A 14,616-nucleotide genomic window follows, 5' to 3' on the forward strand; every position below is an offset into this window, starting at 1 on the left:
CTAAATTTACCTACGATTTTTGCGGTTTTCTATGCCTATCCTCTCACTGTCTTCGATCTCTGCAACATAGCTTGGATTTTTCTTTTTAGCCTCTTTGTCTAAAAAGCTAATAAGCTTTGCATCGGCATTTTGATGAGAGCAGATTAGGATTATAAAATTTATGTAGTTGCTAGCTTCTTTTGGAGCAACCTGATTTTTTTTCGCTGGTATTATAAATTTCTCTCCAAAAATTTGTATAAGCTCGAAAAGCTCGTTTTTGCTTAAAGTTTTATCACTAGCAAGTTCTTCAAGCTTTTCGATCGTGATCTCTTCTTCGCTCTCAGGCTCTATCCCTCTTACCAAGACTTGATGATCTTTGTTTTTTAACAAAAGATAGACTAGCGCGCAAATGGCCACTATAAGCAAAAAAATAAAAAAGACTATCAAGCCTTTAAGAAGCATCTATAACCTTGTGCAAAGAGAGCGTTTCGTAAATGCAAGAACGCTCATCGCTATCATAATGGCGATGCTTATCCAGACAAAATCAGGCACTGGAAGCGGATCTCCAGCTGCGTATGAGTGCATGCCAGCTAGATAGAAATTTACCCCAAAATAGGTCATTATGATCGACCAATAGGCAAAAAATGATGCAACAGCAAATGCGTATTGATTATTAAGCTTTGGTATAAATCTCATGTGAAGCACTGCTGCATAGACAAGGATCGAAACTAGCGCCCAAGTCTCCTTGCTGTCCCAGCCCCAGTATCTACCCCAGCTCTCATTCGCCCAAACGCCACCTAAAAAGTTTCCAAGCGTAAGCAAGCTAAGACCTAGTATCATCGCCATCTCATTTATACGCGTTGCTTCAGTGATATTACGCGCGATCTCAGCATTTGGCTTTTTCTTATTTTGCAAGATGATAAGTAGCAAAGTAAAGCCACCAAGCAGCGAGCAAAGACCCAAAAATCCATAACTTGCAGTTATGATAGAGACGTGGATGGTTAGCCAGTAGCTCTGAAGCACAGGCACAAGTGTCGTGATCTGCGGATCCATCCAGCTAAGGTGTGCAACAAATAGCGTAACACCAGCTAATATAGATGTAAGCGCAAGTGCGATCGGACTGCGTTTTGCAAAGATGATGCCAGATAGACCAAGCGCCCAAGCGATATAGACCATCGACTCGTAGGCGTTACTCCAAGGGGCGTGCTCAGCGATGTACCAGCGAAGTCCAAGGCCAGCTGTGTGCGCAAGAAAGGCTAGTAAATTTATAATATACACAGCTTTAACTATGCCATTTATCTGCACTTTTGGCGCTAGCATCTTGACAAAAACAAATAGCAAAAGCGCAAGTCCAGCCAAAAGATATATCGGCGTCAAGCGGTCAAATACTTGAAATTTATTAAATAAAATTTCTATGTCTATTTTTTTCTCACTTGGCATGACGGCAGAGCCGTATTTGTGCTGATAGGCTGAAATTTTCTCAAGCACCGCATCCGCCTTACTCCAGTCATTATCCTTTGAGGCTGCATCAACAGCTGAAAAATACTCTCTCATCATGCCAACTACTAGCTCAGCCTCTTTTGGCGAGAAGTACATCATCGCACTAGCTGGCGAATACCAAGAATTTGACGGATCATCTTGTTTTGGGAAAATTTTGAAAATTTCACCGATAAATATCATATAAAATACATTTAGTCTCTCGTCGATCTTTATCACATCTTTGTCAAAAGTATTGCGTGAGCCTGGGTGTTTGCGGTTTGCTATCTCGGCAAATTTTGTTAGTTTATACTCGCTTCCGCCATCTTTTGTCGCTTTAAAAAATTCATCAAAGCTTGCGTATCTTGCATTTTCATCGACGCCTAGCTCTTTTTTTAGCTCCTTGCTTTGGCCAAGTGCGATGATCTTCTCATTTCGCCAAAAATCAGGCGTTACCATTATAGAAAGCATCGCTTGGTTTGAATTTAGGCTACCTATGCTCTCGCCTCTGTGAATTTTGTTTAAAACCTCTTTGCTAAGCGTATCAAATGGCTTCATTCTGCCATCTGGACTTTGCACGATAAGTCTAGCAAGCTTGTCTGCATGCTCTTTGCTGATATGCGGCAAGAAATCCTCTGCCTTTAGCGAGCTAAAATTTAAGCCTAAAAGCAAGACTGCTATGAGTGTAGCTACTTTTTTACCACTTTTTGTTGATTCATTATCTATTAGTTTTGCGAGCTTTCTAAAGCGGCTATTAGGATTTATGACATTTAGCAAGAAGCCAAGACCTAGCAAAAAGTAGCCGATATATGTCGGGATCTTGCCTGGGTCTTTATTGACAGAGAGGATCGTGCCTTTCTCATCAGTATCGTATGAGCTTTGGAAAAATCTATATCCATCATAATCAAGCACATGGTTCATATAAATTCTATAATCAAACCCCGGATCATTTGTGCCATCTTTTACCACAACCTCGCTTGAGTAGCTCATAGGAGAATTTGAGCCAGGATATCTTTTTAGCTCAAAGTCCTTTAGGTAGAGGCTAAATGGGAGTTTTATCTGCTGAGCCCCCCATGAAGCGTTAAACTTCTGTCCAGCCACAGCGATACGTGAAGGCTCCATTAGGTTGTAAAATACATGCATCTCTCTACTCTCACCTTTGTAGTTTAGCTCAGCTATCAACGCATTAAACTCGCTATCCTTTGAGCTAACTAGCTTTCTTGTGGCGTGCGCTGAGACTAGCCTTGGGGCGAAATTTATATTTGAGATAGTATATAAGCTACCTGTGCCAAATTCATTCACGCTGCCAGCTTTTAGCTCAGTTTTTGAGCTATCTGCCATAGTAAATTTTGAAAGATCGACATTTGAAGCAACTGTGAAATTTCCATCATTTAGTCTAAAAAGAACATATTTTTTATTTTCATCTGGTTTAGCATTAAAGATAAAACTGATATCCCCAACCCTTGCCTCTTCTTCTTCAAGTAAAAATATCTCTTCACTTTCGCTCTCGTTTGAGACTACAAACTCTACGACAGGCTTTCCGCTATCATCACTTACAAATTTATAACTTGCATTTGGCACAAATTCTTTAAATTTTAAACTGGCCTCACCGTCTGCTGTTTTTAGCTTTAGATCAAAGCCCTTCTTTACATCAGCAAGTCCTAAAGGTATAGCTGAGCTGATCTCTTCGCCTTTGTCGTTAAGCGCTGTTAAATTTATATACGAAACCTTTGTACTAACAACATTTGAAGCGGTGTTTTCACGTATATGCATATCAGCTTCAAAGCCAAGGTATCTTGTGATGCCAGCACCGATTAAGATGACGATAAAACCTAAGTGAAAGATGAGTGATGGAAGTTTTTTAGGATCTATAAGATTGTATCTAAAGATGTTAAAGGCTAAATTTATACCAAGAAGTAGTTGAATGAGCGCAAACCAGCCAGCCCCATAAACATAGTACCAAGCTGCTTCAGTGCTGGTTTTGCTCTCTATTATTGTGGCGACTCCGCTAGCTACGGCAAAGATTATCATCAAAACGATAGCTGAGCCCATACTTAAAAATAATTTTTTTGGATTTAACATCTGCTTCCTTTTATTTATATTGTGGCAAAGCTACCGAAGTGAAATTTATCTTAAATAACTGCCCTGCTTTGTCTCGGTTGAAACTGGTTTATTTTCGTTTGTATCTTGATCTACAAGTGCATCTTTACCTTTTAGATAGGCTAGTATTGCACCTAGATCATTGTTTGAGACGATCTTAGCTTGGTTTTGCATAACGTTTTTACCGCTACCACCAAAGCTTGAGTCACTTCTATAAGAGATGATGCTATCTTCTATATCTTTAGCATCCATGTTTTTAAGTGGTGTAGAGCCAAATGGTCTTTTGTCCGCGCTTTCGCCATGGCAGCTAGCGCATTGTTTATCATAAAGCTCTTTTCCTAAAGAGACGCTATATCTACCTTTTCTATCAACACCAAATTTTAAAATTCTATTATCTTTATAGCGTCTTGGATCTTCATCGACATAGACATTTACTTTTTCATTTCTGTCATTAGCCTGCTTTTTTGCCATTTCGGCAAGCTCTTTACCAAACTCGCCACGAGCTTCTATATAATAAACCTGAGAAGCTGCAAAGGCATTTGCCACCAAAAAACACGCCAAAAAAGAAATTTTGATATTTTTCATGAGTTTCCTTGAAATTTTGCTCTAAATTTAAAAATCCCGGATCAGATTGCTCCGACCCGGGATTATATCATAAGTTGATTAACGAGCTATGAATTAGAATGAGTATTTAGCTTCAAATCTTAATTTATCAGTTTTTTCTTTATTTCCATTATGCTCTTTTTCTGTTTTAAAGGCATAGAATGAGCTAAATTTCAACTTTTTATTGTATTGATAAGCAAATCTTGGAACAAATTCCTCAACTTTAGTCTTATTATCTGTTTTGTAACTACCTTTGATATAGTCTAAACCAGCTGTAAATTTATCAAATGTATATGCACTTGTTGCATAGAAGTAACTACCCTTACCTTTTGCACGTGTCCAGTCAAATACATCTTCGCCAGCATCGATTAAGCCACCTTGATCTTCAAATGTAAATACTGAATATTTACCATCTTGATAGTTTTGAGTTTTGTAACCAATATAGCCAGCAGCTAAATCAAGACCAAATAGTGAAGTTGAAAGTTCACCAGCATAGAAGTTACCATCATCGTAACCAAGAGCATTTTTTGCACTTGTATCAGCTTGGCTATGTGCATAATTAATTCTTGCACCTAAAGATACATCGTTAGTTATAGCAAAATTTCCTGAAACATCAGCTGCAAGAACATCAGCTAGGTTTGTTAAACTAGCATACCATAGTTGGAAATTGATAGGATCGTATGAACCAGCAATACCAGCTGCATATAGATTACCAATATCGTAGCCATTTAAAGAACCAGTTGCAGAATATAAATCACCGTCAGCCCAGTCACTAGAGATAGCATCAAATGCTAAAGCTGTAAGAGTAAGACCTTCAATATCTTTATTTTCTACTCTTATACCTGTTCCAACTGCATCATCAGTAAGATATGAACCGATGACTTGCTTACCAGCTGTTATAGTAGTACCACCTACTTTGTAGCCAAGATAGAATTGATGTACAGCAAAAGTACCACTTGCATTTGTTTTATCTGTACCATCATATGTATTTTTTTCTACATTACCATTTTTTTGATTTATTGCATATGCACTTGAATGTGCATTGTCGCCTGAACCATCTGACGTATTGTATCTAAGACCAATAACACCAAAGAAGTTATCGTCGATAGCAGCTTTAAAGTTAGTAACCATTCTAAATTGATGATTTGCATCACTACCTTTTGTAACATCTTTTGCTACTGTATTTTTCTCGTGAGTATTTGTATATCTATATCTTGCAAATCCTGAAAGATCTACGTTTTTTATAGCTTCTTCAAGTGGAGTTGCACTTGCAACGCTTGAAAATGCACCTAAAGCAACCAATGCAGCTAAACTAATTTTTGTTAGTTTCATTTTTTCTCCTTTTAAGGTTTTGTGATGACGATTATAATCAATAAATTTTAATATGAAGCTTAAAAAATCATAAAATTTTGCACTTTTGTTACCGATTGTTTACCGATTTTGAGCAAAAAGAGGTATATTTTGATAATTTATCTTTCACAAATGAGACTTTTAAAATGGGATAAAAAGAAAAAGGGGCTGTTGCTTTGCCCCTTAAAAGGAGTTCTAGTTTTGATTGCTGATGAAATTATATATGCTAGCAGTAAATCAACGGTAATCTAAAAAGAAATTTTCTCCTCTTTTGGTACTTCGATATTTGTTTTTATATTTTTTCTTTTTACAACTACTTCATTTTGCGGTTTTCTTATGCCATTATATGCACCCCTAGAGCCACCTTCTTTTATAAGAAGCATGTCTATGAGCTTATCTGCGTAAAAAGTCGCATAGACAAGATCGCCCTTATCGTAATAATATCTGTTTGCACAAAAATTTGCTTTGTTTAGTTTGTGATTTTTCACATCGCTGGCTACTATCTCGTAGCAGTATTTCAAATCTTTATAGCTGACATCTTTTATGAAGCCTTTGATGGAGCTTTTTGCAGGTGTAGTTTTACTGGCTTGCCTTGGTTGCTTGTGGACTGGTGGATTATCATCAAAAAATGAACATCCCAAAAACATAGTGGCTACTGATAGAGGAAGTAAAATTTTAGCTTTCATCTTTTCTCCTTAATATAAAGAGCAAAGTATAGCTTTTAAGATTAAATAAAATTTGCGAGTTTTTAAAATTTGAGTTTTGTGCTTACATTAATATGTTTAAATTTCTTGGGAGAGCTCCCAAGAAATTTAAGCTGATACATTTAAGACGTTACCGCCAAGCTCGGCGATCTTTTTATCAAGCGTCTCAAGCGTCTTTTCGATAGTTTTTTGTGAAATTTCAGGTAGCTCTCCACCCCAAATTTTCTTTGCGTCCTCAAAGCCCTTTGCCACGCCCTCTCTACCAGCTTTTAGCTTCTCTACATCATCACCTGCGCCATTTAGCACAAAGCCAGCTATCCTCTCGGCTGTATTTGAGATGCCAAAAAAGCCATTTTCACTAACTAGCTCGCTTGCCTCATCGCTACTTAGCTCTCCTAGAGCTTTGCCGTTGTAGCCGATGCCTGCTAGATCAAGTCCAGCTAAAATGTCTGATAAATTTTCAGGTACGTTAAAGCTTAGGCCGCCTTGTGCTAGTAAATTTGAGCTAGCGCTTTGAGTGATCTCTTTTTGATACTGCAACAAGTAGCTATTTGATATCTCTTTTGCACTTAAATTTGAAACATCGGACTGCTTTTTAGAAACCTCTTTTTCATCTTTGTGAAGTGAAATTTCTGATTTTACATTTTCTTTTACGCTTGAAGTGTTATATGAACTTGCGATTTGACTGATTTGCATATTTGACTCCTCTAAGTTTATAAAAACTATATCGCCAAAAGGTGGAATTTATTTAGGGTAAAGCGGGAGAGCTCCCGCTGTGATTATTTACCAAGTGTTGCGTTTAACATCCAGATGGCTTTTTCAAATTTAGCTATTTGATCTTGTGCGTACATCTGAGTTGTTGTGTCGCCCTCTGCAAGCTCATCAAGCTTTTTAAACTCACCCAAAAGGTGCTTGTAGTCGGCCAAAACGATCTCTAAAACTTCAGTTGGAGTGTAGTTCTCTTTTGGCTCATGTTTGATGTGGGCGACTTTTGCTAACTCCTCAGCCTTGACTATAGGTCTTCCACCAAGCATAAGAGCTCTCTCAGCTGCGTCATCAAAAATCTCGCTCATATCCTCATAAGCTTTTTCTGTATATTCATGGACGCTAAAAAATTGAATACCTTTTACATTCCAGTGAAGATCGTGAAATTTGATGTAAAGTGCGTTTGCATCGGCTTGAATTGTATTTAACTGTAAAATAACTTTTGACATTTTGTCTCCTTCTTTATTATTTAAATGTGATGAAATTATATGCAGTCAGAGTTAATCGTTGGTTAATCAAATAATAATTTTTATTATTTGATATAAATTTTGGCTACAAAATAAATTTATCTTGTAGCCAGAAGTAGAATTTGCAAATTTGCTTATTTTTTATATGGCGTAGTTTTGTAGCCCTGCTCGATCAAGCTGCCCATACCGCCGTCTAAATTTATAATATTTAGATCAGCACTATCGATAGCAGCTGCTGCGGCCGCACTTCTTCTACCGCTTCTGCAAATAAGCGCGATAGGCTTTTTGATATCGACCGCCTTTGAGAGCTCACCAAAAAATGACTCTTTTCGACTTGGGTCAAAAGTGATAGTCTTTGCACCTGCGATGATACCCGTATCTTGCCACTCAGATGGAGTTCTTATATCAACGATCTGATCGTAATTTTTTATCACATCTGGAGTCACAGGAATGGTTTTAACGTCAGCAGACAACATAGAACAAACAGCTCCTAAAAGTAAAATTTTTTTCATCTACTCTCCTTAAATAAATTTTTGAAATGTTAGCATGGATTATTAAATATATAAAATTTTTGTTGATAAATTTTATCGATGATGAAGAAATGTAAATAATACAATTAAGAAAGAAATTTTACATATCAAAGCTACTTATAAAAGAATATAAATTTAAATATAAAAGATTTAAACACTCTACAAAAGATTGTTATTGCATGGTGTTAAAAGAAGAAGTGGTGTCCCCAGCGAGGTTCGAACTCACGACCTCAGAATTAGGAATTCTGCGCTCTATCCAGCTGAGCTATGAGGACAAATTTGTAAGATAGTTTAAATTTTATCCAAGTAGTTAAATTTTAAAGGGCAGATCGCTCTGCCCTATTTTTGGCTAATTAGCCATTTCTCTTTTTAATGATCTCTTCACTTACGTTTTTAGGAACTTCTTCGTAGTGATCAAATTCCATAGAGTAAGTCGCACGACCTTGAGTCATTGAGCGAAGATCTGTTGAGTAGCCAAACATTTGAGCTAGCGGACAATAAGCTGCAATGATTTTTACACCATTTCTATCATCCATTGAATTTACTTGGCCACGGCGCTTGTTAAGGTCACCAATAACATCACCCATATACTCTTCTGGAGTCTCGACTTCAACTTTCATCATAGGCTCAAGGATAACCGCACCTGCTTTTCTAGCGCCCTCTTTAAAGCCCATTGAAGCAGCAAGTTTAAATGCCATTTCAGATGAGTCAACTTCGTGGTAACTACCATCGAAAAGTGTAACTTTAACATCTTCAACTGGATATCCAGCAAGAACACCGCTTTGAAGCGCTTCTTTACAACCTTTTTCAACAGCTGGGATGTACTCTTTTGGAACAACACCACCTTTGATATCGTTAACAAATTCAAATCCGCTAGCAGCTGGAAGTGGCTCGATGCGTAAGAATACGTGACCATATTGACCACGACCACCTGATTGTTTAGCATACTTATACTCTTGCTCAACTGCCTTACGGATAGTCTCGCGGTAAGCAACTTGTGGCTGACCAACTTCAGCATCAACTTTAAATTCACGAAGCATACGATCAACAATGATCTCTAGGTGAAGCTCACCCATACCGCTAATGATAGTTTGTCCGCTCTCTTCATCAGTGCTAACTCTAAAACTTGGATCTTCTTGAGCTAGTTTTTGAAGAGCTATCGCCATCTTCTCTTGATCTGCTTTTGTTTTTGGCTCAACTGCAACGCTAATAACTGGCTCTGGGAAGTCCATTCTCTCAAGGATAACTTTATCTTTTTCGCTTGCAAGAGTATCACCAGTTAGAGTATTTTTTAGACCAACAACAGCACCGATTTCACCAGCAAAAAGCTCAGTAATCTCTTCACGTTTATTTGAGTGCATTTTTAGTAAGCGGCCGATTCTCTCTTTGCAGTCTTGAACTGTGTTGTAAGCGTAGCTACCACTTTCAAGGCTTCCTCTATAAACACGGATAAATGTTAGCTGTCCAACAAATGGGTCAGTCATGATCTTAAACGCAAGAGCAGCAAATTCGCCATCATCTGTACTTTCAACAGTCACTTCAGTACCATCTTCATAAACACCATTTATCGCTGCGATCTCATCTGGAGCTGGTAAATAATCAACAACAGCATCAAGTAGAGGCTGGATGCCTTTGTTCTTAAACGCAGTTCCGCAAAGCATAGGCGTGATAGTCATTCTTAAGCAGCCTGCTTTTATACCTTTTTTGATCTCTTCTTCAGTTAGCTCTTCGCCTGCAAAGAATTTCTCCATCAAGCTGTCGTCTGTCTCAGAAACAGCTTCGATTAGTTTTGCGCGGTATTCTTCAGCCTTATCTTTAACTTCAGCTGGAATTTCTTCCTCAACATAATCAGTTGGCTTTTTCTCGTCATTCCAAACGTATGCTTTCATTCTTACAAGATCAACCACGCCTTTAAAGTTATCTTCTGCACCGATTGGAATTTGAATAGGCACTGGATTTGCTTTTAATCTTTCTCTGATCTGCTCTTCAACTCTAAAGAAATTTGCACCAATTCTGTCCATTTTATTGACAAAAACGATTCTTGGTACGTGATATTTGTTTGCTTGTCTCCAAACAGTTTCAGACTGTGGCTGAACACCACCAACAGAACAAAATACTGAAACAGCACCGTCAAGAACACGCATAGAACGCTCAACTTCAATTGTGAAGTCAACGTGTCCCGGAGTGTCGATTAGGTTTACTTGGTAGCCCTTCCAAAACGCTGTAGTTGCAGCTGATGTAATAGTAATACCACGCTCTTTTTCTTGCTCCATCCAGTCCATAGTAGCAGCGCCATCATGAACCTCACCTATCTTATGGCTCATACCAGTGAAGAATAAAATTCTCTCACTGGTAGTTGTTTTTCCAGCATCAATGTGAGCCGCAATACCGATATTTCTTACCTTATGTAAAGGCGTTTTTCTCTCTGCCATACTAATTCTTTCTTACCAGCGGTAGTGAGCAAATGCTTTATTAGCCTCTGCCATCTTGTAAGTATCTTCCTTCTTCTTGAAAGATGCACCTTTTGAATTTGCCGCATCTAAAAGCTCATTTGCTAGTTTATCAACCATTGTTCTTTCGCTTCTTTTTCTAGCAAAAGTTATAAGCCAGCGGATAGCAAGAGCTTGTTGGCGAGCTGGACGAACCTCAACTGGTACTTGATAAGTAGCACCACCAACACGGCGTGATTTAACTTCTAAAATAGGTTTTACATTTTCGATAGCGTCGTTAAAAACGTCGATGCCTTTAACCTCAGCATTTTTCTTTTCGATAGCTTTAATAGCACCATACATTATCTCTGTAGCGACGCTTTTTTTGCCATCATACATAAGAGAATTAATAAATTTAGTGATTATTTTATTTCCGTAAATCGGATCAGGTAAAACTTCCCTTACAGGAGCTTTTCTTCTTCTCATTTTGATTTTTCCTTCAAATTTTTATGAAATTTTACTCAAACGTTTGCAAATTTAAGCAACGTCTGCGAACCTAATTTTTTACTTTTTTGGAGCAGCAGTGCCAGCTTTAGGGCGTTTTGCACCATATTTAGAACGAGAAACTGTTCTTTTTGCAACACCAGCAGTATCAAGTGCACCACGAACGATGTGATATTTAACACCTGGTAAGTCTTTAACCCTACCGCCGCGAACTAAAACGATACTGTGTTCTTGTAGGTTGTGACCTTCACCGCCGATATAGCTGATGACTTCAAAACCGCTTGTAAGCCTAACTTTGGCAACTTTCCTCAAAGCTGAGTTTGGTTTTTTAGGAGTTGTAGTATAAACCCTAGTGCAAACTCCTCTTCTTTGAGGGCACTCTTTTAACGCTGGAGATTTTGACTTAACAGTCACTTTCTTGCGTTCATTTCTGACCAATTGATTTATGGTTGGCACAATAATTCCTTTCAACTAAATTTATTAAAAAGACCTAATTTTATTTAAAAAAAGCTTAAATAACGGTTAATAAGTTGGAGTTATTCATACGTTCCTTTTTTGATAAAACCACTGTCATCTTTTAAAATTTCACCCTTTGCAACGACAAATTTAATCTCAAATTTCTCATCGATTAGCAAAATATCTGCATCGAAATTTTCTTTTATCTCGCCTTTTTTATTTTGCAAAGCCACACTTTTTGCCACGTTTGTCGTAAAATATGGCAACGCCTCTTCGATACTAAAGTCATCTTTTACGAAATTTATAAACTCTTCATATAAGCTCTTGACGCTAGCGATGCCAATCTTTAGTAAATTTCCGTCGCTATCATAGCTAGAGTAGCTACCAAAGCCATCTGAGCTAATTGTTATCTTATTTGTCGGTAAATTCTCTTTTTTGATACGCTTTACAGCTTCAAGTGGCGTAAGTCCTGGCATGCAGGTAAAGTCGATATAGCCGCCATCTTTTATAAATTTAAAGCTTTGTTTAAAAAGCTCCTCGTTTCTATTTACGTGCGTTGGCTGAAATAGCGTAATAGGCATGTCGTACTCATTTAGCACTTCGTAAATCAAATTTATGCCCTTTTTGCCGTCACCCATGTGAAGCGTGGTGTGTCCTGACTTTGAGCTGATCATACCAGCCACCCTGCCAGCGGAGACTATGTGAGCTAGCTCATCTTTGCTCACGCTTGATGAGCGGTGGTCGCTTATGGCTAGCTTGGTGCCAATTATCGGATCAACAAAGACAATATCTTTTTCGATCTCGCCAGTTATGGTTGGCGTTTTAGAGCTGTATGCGCCAGTGTGAGCGTAGCATGTGATACCCTCGTCGTTTAGTGCGTGTGCTTTTGCGACTAAATTTTCAACGCTTCTTGTCGTGCTGTCAGTTCCAAGTAGTCCAACAGCTGTCGTTATGCCAGCTTCTATTAAATTTGATAGCATGATCTCAGGCACCCTAGTCTTAAAGCCGCCCTCTCCGCCTCCTCCAGTGATATGCACATGCTTATCGATGAGACCTGGTATGGCTACTAAATTTGAAGCGTCGATCACCTTTACATTTGGTAAATTTGGCTCTAAATTTTCAGCTATGCAGACGATCTTGCCATTACATATAAATATATCTTTTTTACCAAGAAATTTTGGCGAGTAAATTTTGGCGTTTTTTATAAGTATCATTTGGTGTCCTTGTTTATCTTAGCTATGCCGATGCCAGTAAGTGCTAAAATGATTGCAAAGACAACGCCCATGTAGTTTAGTATCGCCCATGGTAAATACTCTACCGTTGGCACGCCAAGCGTGGCTGTCATATATGCACCTGCTGCTGACCAAGGGATGAGTGGGACGATCACGGTGCCAGAGTCTTCAAGTGTTCTTGATAGGTTTTTGGCTGCTAAATTTTTCTCTTTATAAAAGTCTTTAAACATCTCGCCAGGGATGAGGATAGAAAGATATGAGCTACCTGTGACAAATGCAACAGTTAGGCATGAGCCGATGGTTGAGATGATGACGCCTGCTGTTGATTTGACCTTTGCCATGATGGTGTGAAGCACCTTTGTAAGCATGCCAGTTTTTGAGATGATACCAGCAAAGCCCATAGCGCAGATGACTAGGATGGTGGTTGAATTTACCGAGCTCACGCCGCCTCTGTTTAGAAGCTTCGTGATATCTTTTGAAAACTCCATATTAATGCCGCTCATCGTGACGTTAAAGCCAGTCATCACTGAGATAAAGCCATTTTTAAGGCTAAAATCTTGAACGATCACACCAAGAAGCACTGAAAATAGAGATGCGATGATCATGACAGGTATCGTTGGCCACTTTAGCACCGAGCCAGCCAAGACAAAAAGCACAGGCAAAAGTAAGATGATGTTCCAGTGAAAAATTTTATCAAGCTGACCTTGAAGCGCCAAAACCGACTCTGAAACATTTGCGCCACTACTTGCAGCCTCGCTACCGAAAAATAGATAAGCCGCTATCGCAACAATAGTTGCTGGGATAGTTGTATAAAACATATGTCTGATGTGCTCATAAAGCTCGCTTCCAGCTGCTATCGGAGCTAGATTTGTCGTATCTGAGAGCGGAGAGAGCTTATCGCCAAAGTATGCTCCTGCAACTACCGCGCCAGCAGTTGCCGCTAAATTTACATCAAGACCTTGAGCTATGCCCATAATAGCGACGCCAACTGTGCCAGCAGAACCCCAAGATGTGCCAGTTACAGTTGAGATGATTGCTGCGATGACAAAAGCAGTTAGGACTAGATATTGCGGACTTATAAGATCCACACCGTAGTAGATGATCATAGGTATAGTGCCTGAAAATACCCACGATCCAATAAGCAGACCGACTGCCCAAAGTATCATAAGCGCTGGCAGTGAGCTTGAAATTTTCTCTATCACTCCTTCTTGAAGCTCGCTCCAGCTATATCCTAGTCTCCAAGCGATGCCACCAGCCACAAGAGCAGCGATAAGGATGATAGGCTCGACCTTTAGCTTCATATAACCAACGCCAAGCGCAAGGCCTACGATCATAACCAAGATAGGCGTAAGGGCCAGCAGAAACGAAGGCTCTTTTTTTATAGAGTTCATCATGTGTCCTTTAAATTTGAGATACTTTTGAATTTAAAGGCTACAAACTTAAATTGTTATAAAAAAATAAAATAAAATTAAAATTTAAATAAAATGTGTGAAAATTTAGCACATTTGATATGTGCTAAATTTAGATCAGTCTTGCTTGATAGCGTATTTGCCGCTACCAGTCGAGATGATGCAAAGTGACATAGCGATATAAAGATATATAAGCTCTGCTTTAAAGCCATTTACATTAGTTAGTTCAAGTAAATTTGACAAACCAAAATATGAATACAAAATGACAAGACTAGAGCCAAAAACTAGGAGCGCGCCAAGCCTTGAGTAAAAGCCAACAGCGATCATTATAGGGGCTAAGACCTCGCTAAGATAGGCAAAATACGCCAGAAAACTAGGTAGCCCAGCATCAATTAAAATGCTCTTTACGCCGCCAACTCCGTGTAAAATTTTGCCAAAGCCGTGCATAAAAAGGCAAATTCCAAGACCTAAGCGTAGAAATAAGAGTCCAAGATCAACATTTTTCATAATATCTCCGTTACATATTTTTAGTTAGGGATTTTATTTAATATTGATTAATGGCTTGTAAATTTTGAAATTTTGTAAATTTAAGTGGGAAATTTATGAGAGGTT

The 14,616-nt window shown here is 38.6% G+C and carries 14 protein-coding genes and 1 tRNA gene; all 15 read right to left on the minus strand.

Translation table 11 applies throughout. The features are described from left to right. Positions 1-6 precede the first annotated feature (6 nt). Complete coding sequence (locus CVT08_RS06530; protein WP_107856661.1) at positions 7-441, minus strand: fatty-acid--CoA ligase; 435 nt, start codon at positions 439-441, stop codon at positions 7-9. Continuing rightward, positions 442-3,537, minus strand: a complete 3,096-nt coding sequence (gene ccsA / locus CVT08_RS06535) for a cytochrome c biogenesis protein CcsA (RefSeq protein WP_107856662.1) — start codon at positions 3,535-3,537, stop codon at positions 442-444. It lies immediately after the preceding gene. A gap of 45 nt (positions 3,538-3,582) precedes the next feature. Continuing rightward, positions 3,583-4,140 carry a c-type cytochrome gene (locus tag CVT08_RS06540; protein ID WP_107856663.1) on the minus strand — a complete coding sequence of 186 codons (558 nt, stop codon included), beginning with the start codon at positions 4,138-4,140 and terminating at the stop codon, positions 3,583-3,585. Between the two features lie 93 nt (positions 4,141-4,233). Further along, entirely contained in the window at positions 4,234-5,490 is a 1,257-nt protein-coding gene (locus tag CVT08_RS06545) for a major outer membrane protein (RefSeq protein WP_107856664.1), read from the minus strand. A 266-nt stretch (positions 5,491-5,756) separates the two neighbouring features. After that, entirely contained in the window at positions 5,757-6,194 is a 438-nt protein-coding gene (locus CVT08_RS06550) for a hypothetical protein (protein ID WP_107856665.1), read from the minus strand. A gap of 126 nt (positions 6,195-6,320) precedes the next feature. After that, positions 6,321-6,908, minus strand: coding sequence for a hydrogenase-4 component G (locus CVT08_RS06555; RefSeq protein WP_107856666.1), 588 nt, complete (start codon positions 6,906-6,908; stop codon positions 6,321-6,323). A gap of 83 nt (positions 6,909-6,991) precedes the next feature. Next, on the minus strand, positions 6,992-7,426 hold the full coding sequence (locus CVT08_RS06560; RefSeq protein WP_107856667.1) for a Dps family protein: 435 nt from the start codon (positions 7,424-7,426) through the stop codon (positions 6,992-6,994). A 152-nt stretch (positions 7,427-7,578) separates the two neighbouring features. Then, positions 7,579-7,956 (minus strand): rhodanese-like domain-containing protein, encoded by a 378-nt coding sequence (locus tag CVT08_RS06565; protein WP_107856668.1) that lies wholly within the window; start codon positions 7,954-7,956, stop codon positions 7,579-7,581. 216 nt (positions 7,957-8,172) lie between these two features. Continuing rightward, positions 8,173-8,249, minus strand: a tRNA-Arg gene (locus tag CVT08_RS06570). 78 nt (positions 8,250-8,327) lie between these two features. Beyond that, the gene (gene fusA, locus CVT08_RS06575) at positions 8,328-10,406 is read right to left on the minus strand and encodes an elongation factor G (protein ID WP_107856669.1); all 2,079 of its coding nucleotides are present in this window, start codon (positions 10,404-10,406) and stop codon (positions 8,328-8,330) included. A gap of 12 nt (positions 10,407-10,418) precedes the next feature. Beyond that, positions 10,419-10,889 carry a 30S ribosomal protein S7 gene (gene rpsG, locus CVT08_RS06580; protein ID WP_002941142.1) on the minus strand — a complete coding sequence of 157 codons (471 nt, stop codon included), beginning with the start codon at positions 10,887-10,889 and terminating at the stop codon, positions 10,419-10,421. A gap of 78 nt (positions 10,890-10,967) precedes the next feature. Then, a complete protein-coding gene (rpsL, locus tag CVT08_RS06585) occupies positions 10,968-11,363 on the minus strand; it encodes a 30S ribosomal protein S12 (RefSeq protein ID WP_107856670.1) in 396 nt (131 codons plus the stop codon). 80 nt (positions 11,364-11,443) lie between these two features. Continuing rightward, positions 11,444-12,577, minus strand: a complete 1,134-nt coding sequence (iadA, locus tag CVT08_RS06590) for a beta-aspartyl-peptidase (RefSeq protein ID WP_107856671.1) — start codon at positions 12,575-12,577, stop codon at positions 11,444-11,446. Beyond that, positions 12,574-13,986, minus strand: a complete 1,413-nt coding sequence (gene nhaC, locus CVT08_RS06595; RefSeq protein WP_107856672.1) for a Na+/H+ antiporter NhaC — start codon at positions 13,984-13,986, stop codon at positions 12,574-12,576. Before nhaC ends, iadA begins: the two co-directional genes overlap by 4 nt. Before the next feature lie 135 nt (positions 13,987-14,121). Further along, a complete protein-coding gene (locus CVT08_RS06600) occupies positions 14,122-14,511 on the minus strand; it encodes a DoxX family protein (protein ID WP_107856673.1) in 390 nt (129 codons plus the stop codon). Positions 14,512-14,616 lie beyond the last annotated feature (105 nt).

The organism is Campylobacter concisus, from assembly GCF_003048835.2.
GTDB lineage: Bacteria > Campylobacterota > Campylobacteria > Campylobacterales > Campylobacteraceae > Campylobacter_A > Campylobacter_A concisus_D.

Coding starts and splice junctions, on each gene's coding strand:
- CVT08_RS06530 (WP_107856661.1), bottom strand. CDS start 441: ATGCTTCTTAAAGGCTTGATAGTCTTTTTTATTTTTTTGCTTATAGTG.
- ccsA (WP_107856662.1), bottom strand. CDS start 3,537: ATGTTAAATCCAAAAAAATTATTTTTAAGTATGGGCTCAGCTATCGTT.
- CVT08_RS06540 (WP_107856663.1), bottom strand. CDS start 4,140: ATGAAAAATATCAAAATTTCTTTTTTGGCGTGTTTTTTGGTGGCAAAT.
- CVT08_RS06545 (WP_107856664.1), bottom strand. CDS start 5,490: ATGAAACTAACAAAAATTAGTTTAGCTGCATTGGTTGCTTTAGGTGCA.
- CVT08_RS06550 (WP_107856665.1), bottom strand. CDS start 6,194: ATGAAAGCTAAAATTTTACTTCCTCTATCAGTAGCCACTATGTTTTTG.
- CVT08_RS06555 (WP_107856666.1), bottom strand. CDS start 6,908: ATGCAAATCAGTCAAATCGCAAGTTCATATAACACTTCAAGCGTAAAA.
- CVT08_RS06560 (WP_107856667.1), bottom strand. CDS start 7,426: ATGTCAAAAGTTATTTTACAGTTAAATACAATTCAAGCCGATGCAAAC.
- CVT08_RS06565 (WP_107856668.1), bottom strand. CDS start 7,956: ATGAAAAAAATTTTACTTTTAGGAGCTGTTTGTTCTATGTTGTCTGCT.
- fusA (WP_107856669.1), bottom strand. CDS start 10,406: ATGGCAGAGAGAAAAACGCCTTTACATAAGGTAAGAAATATCGGTATT.
- rpsG (WP_002941142.1), bottom strand. CDS start 10,889: ATGAGAAGAAGAAAAGCTCCTGTAAGGGAAGTTTTACCTGATCCGATT.
- iadA (WP_107856671.1), bottom strand. CDS start 12,577: ATGATACTTATAAAAAACGCCAAAATTTACTCGCCAAAATTTCTTGGT.
- nhaC (WP_107856672.1), bottom strand. CDS start 13,986: ATGAACTCTATAAAAAAAGAGCCTTCGTTTCTGCTGGCCCTTACGCCT.
- CVT08_RS06600 (WP_107856673.1), bottom strand. CDS start 14,511: ATGAAAAATGTTGATCTTGGACTCTTATTTCTACGCTTAGGTCTTGGA.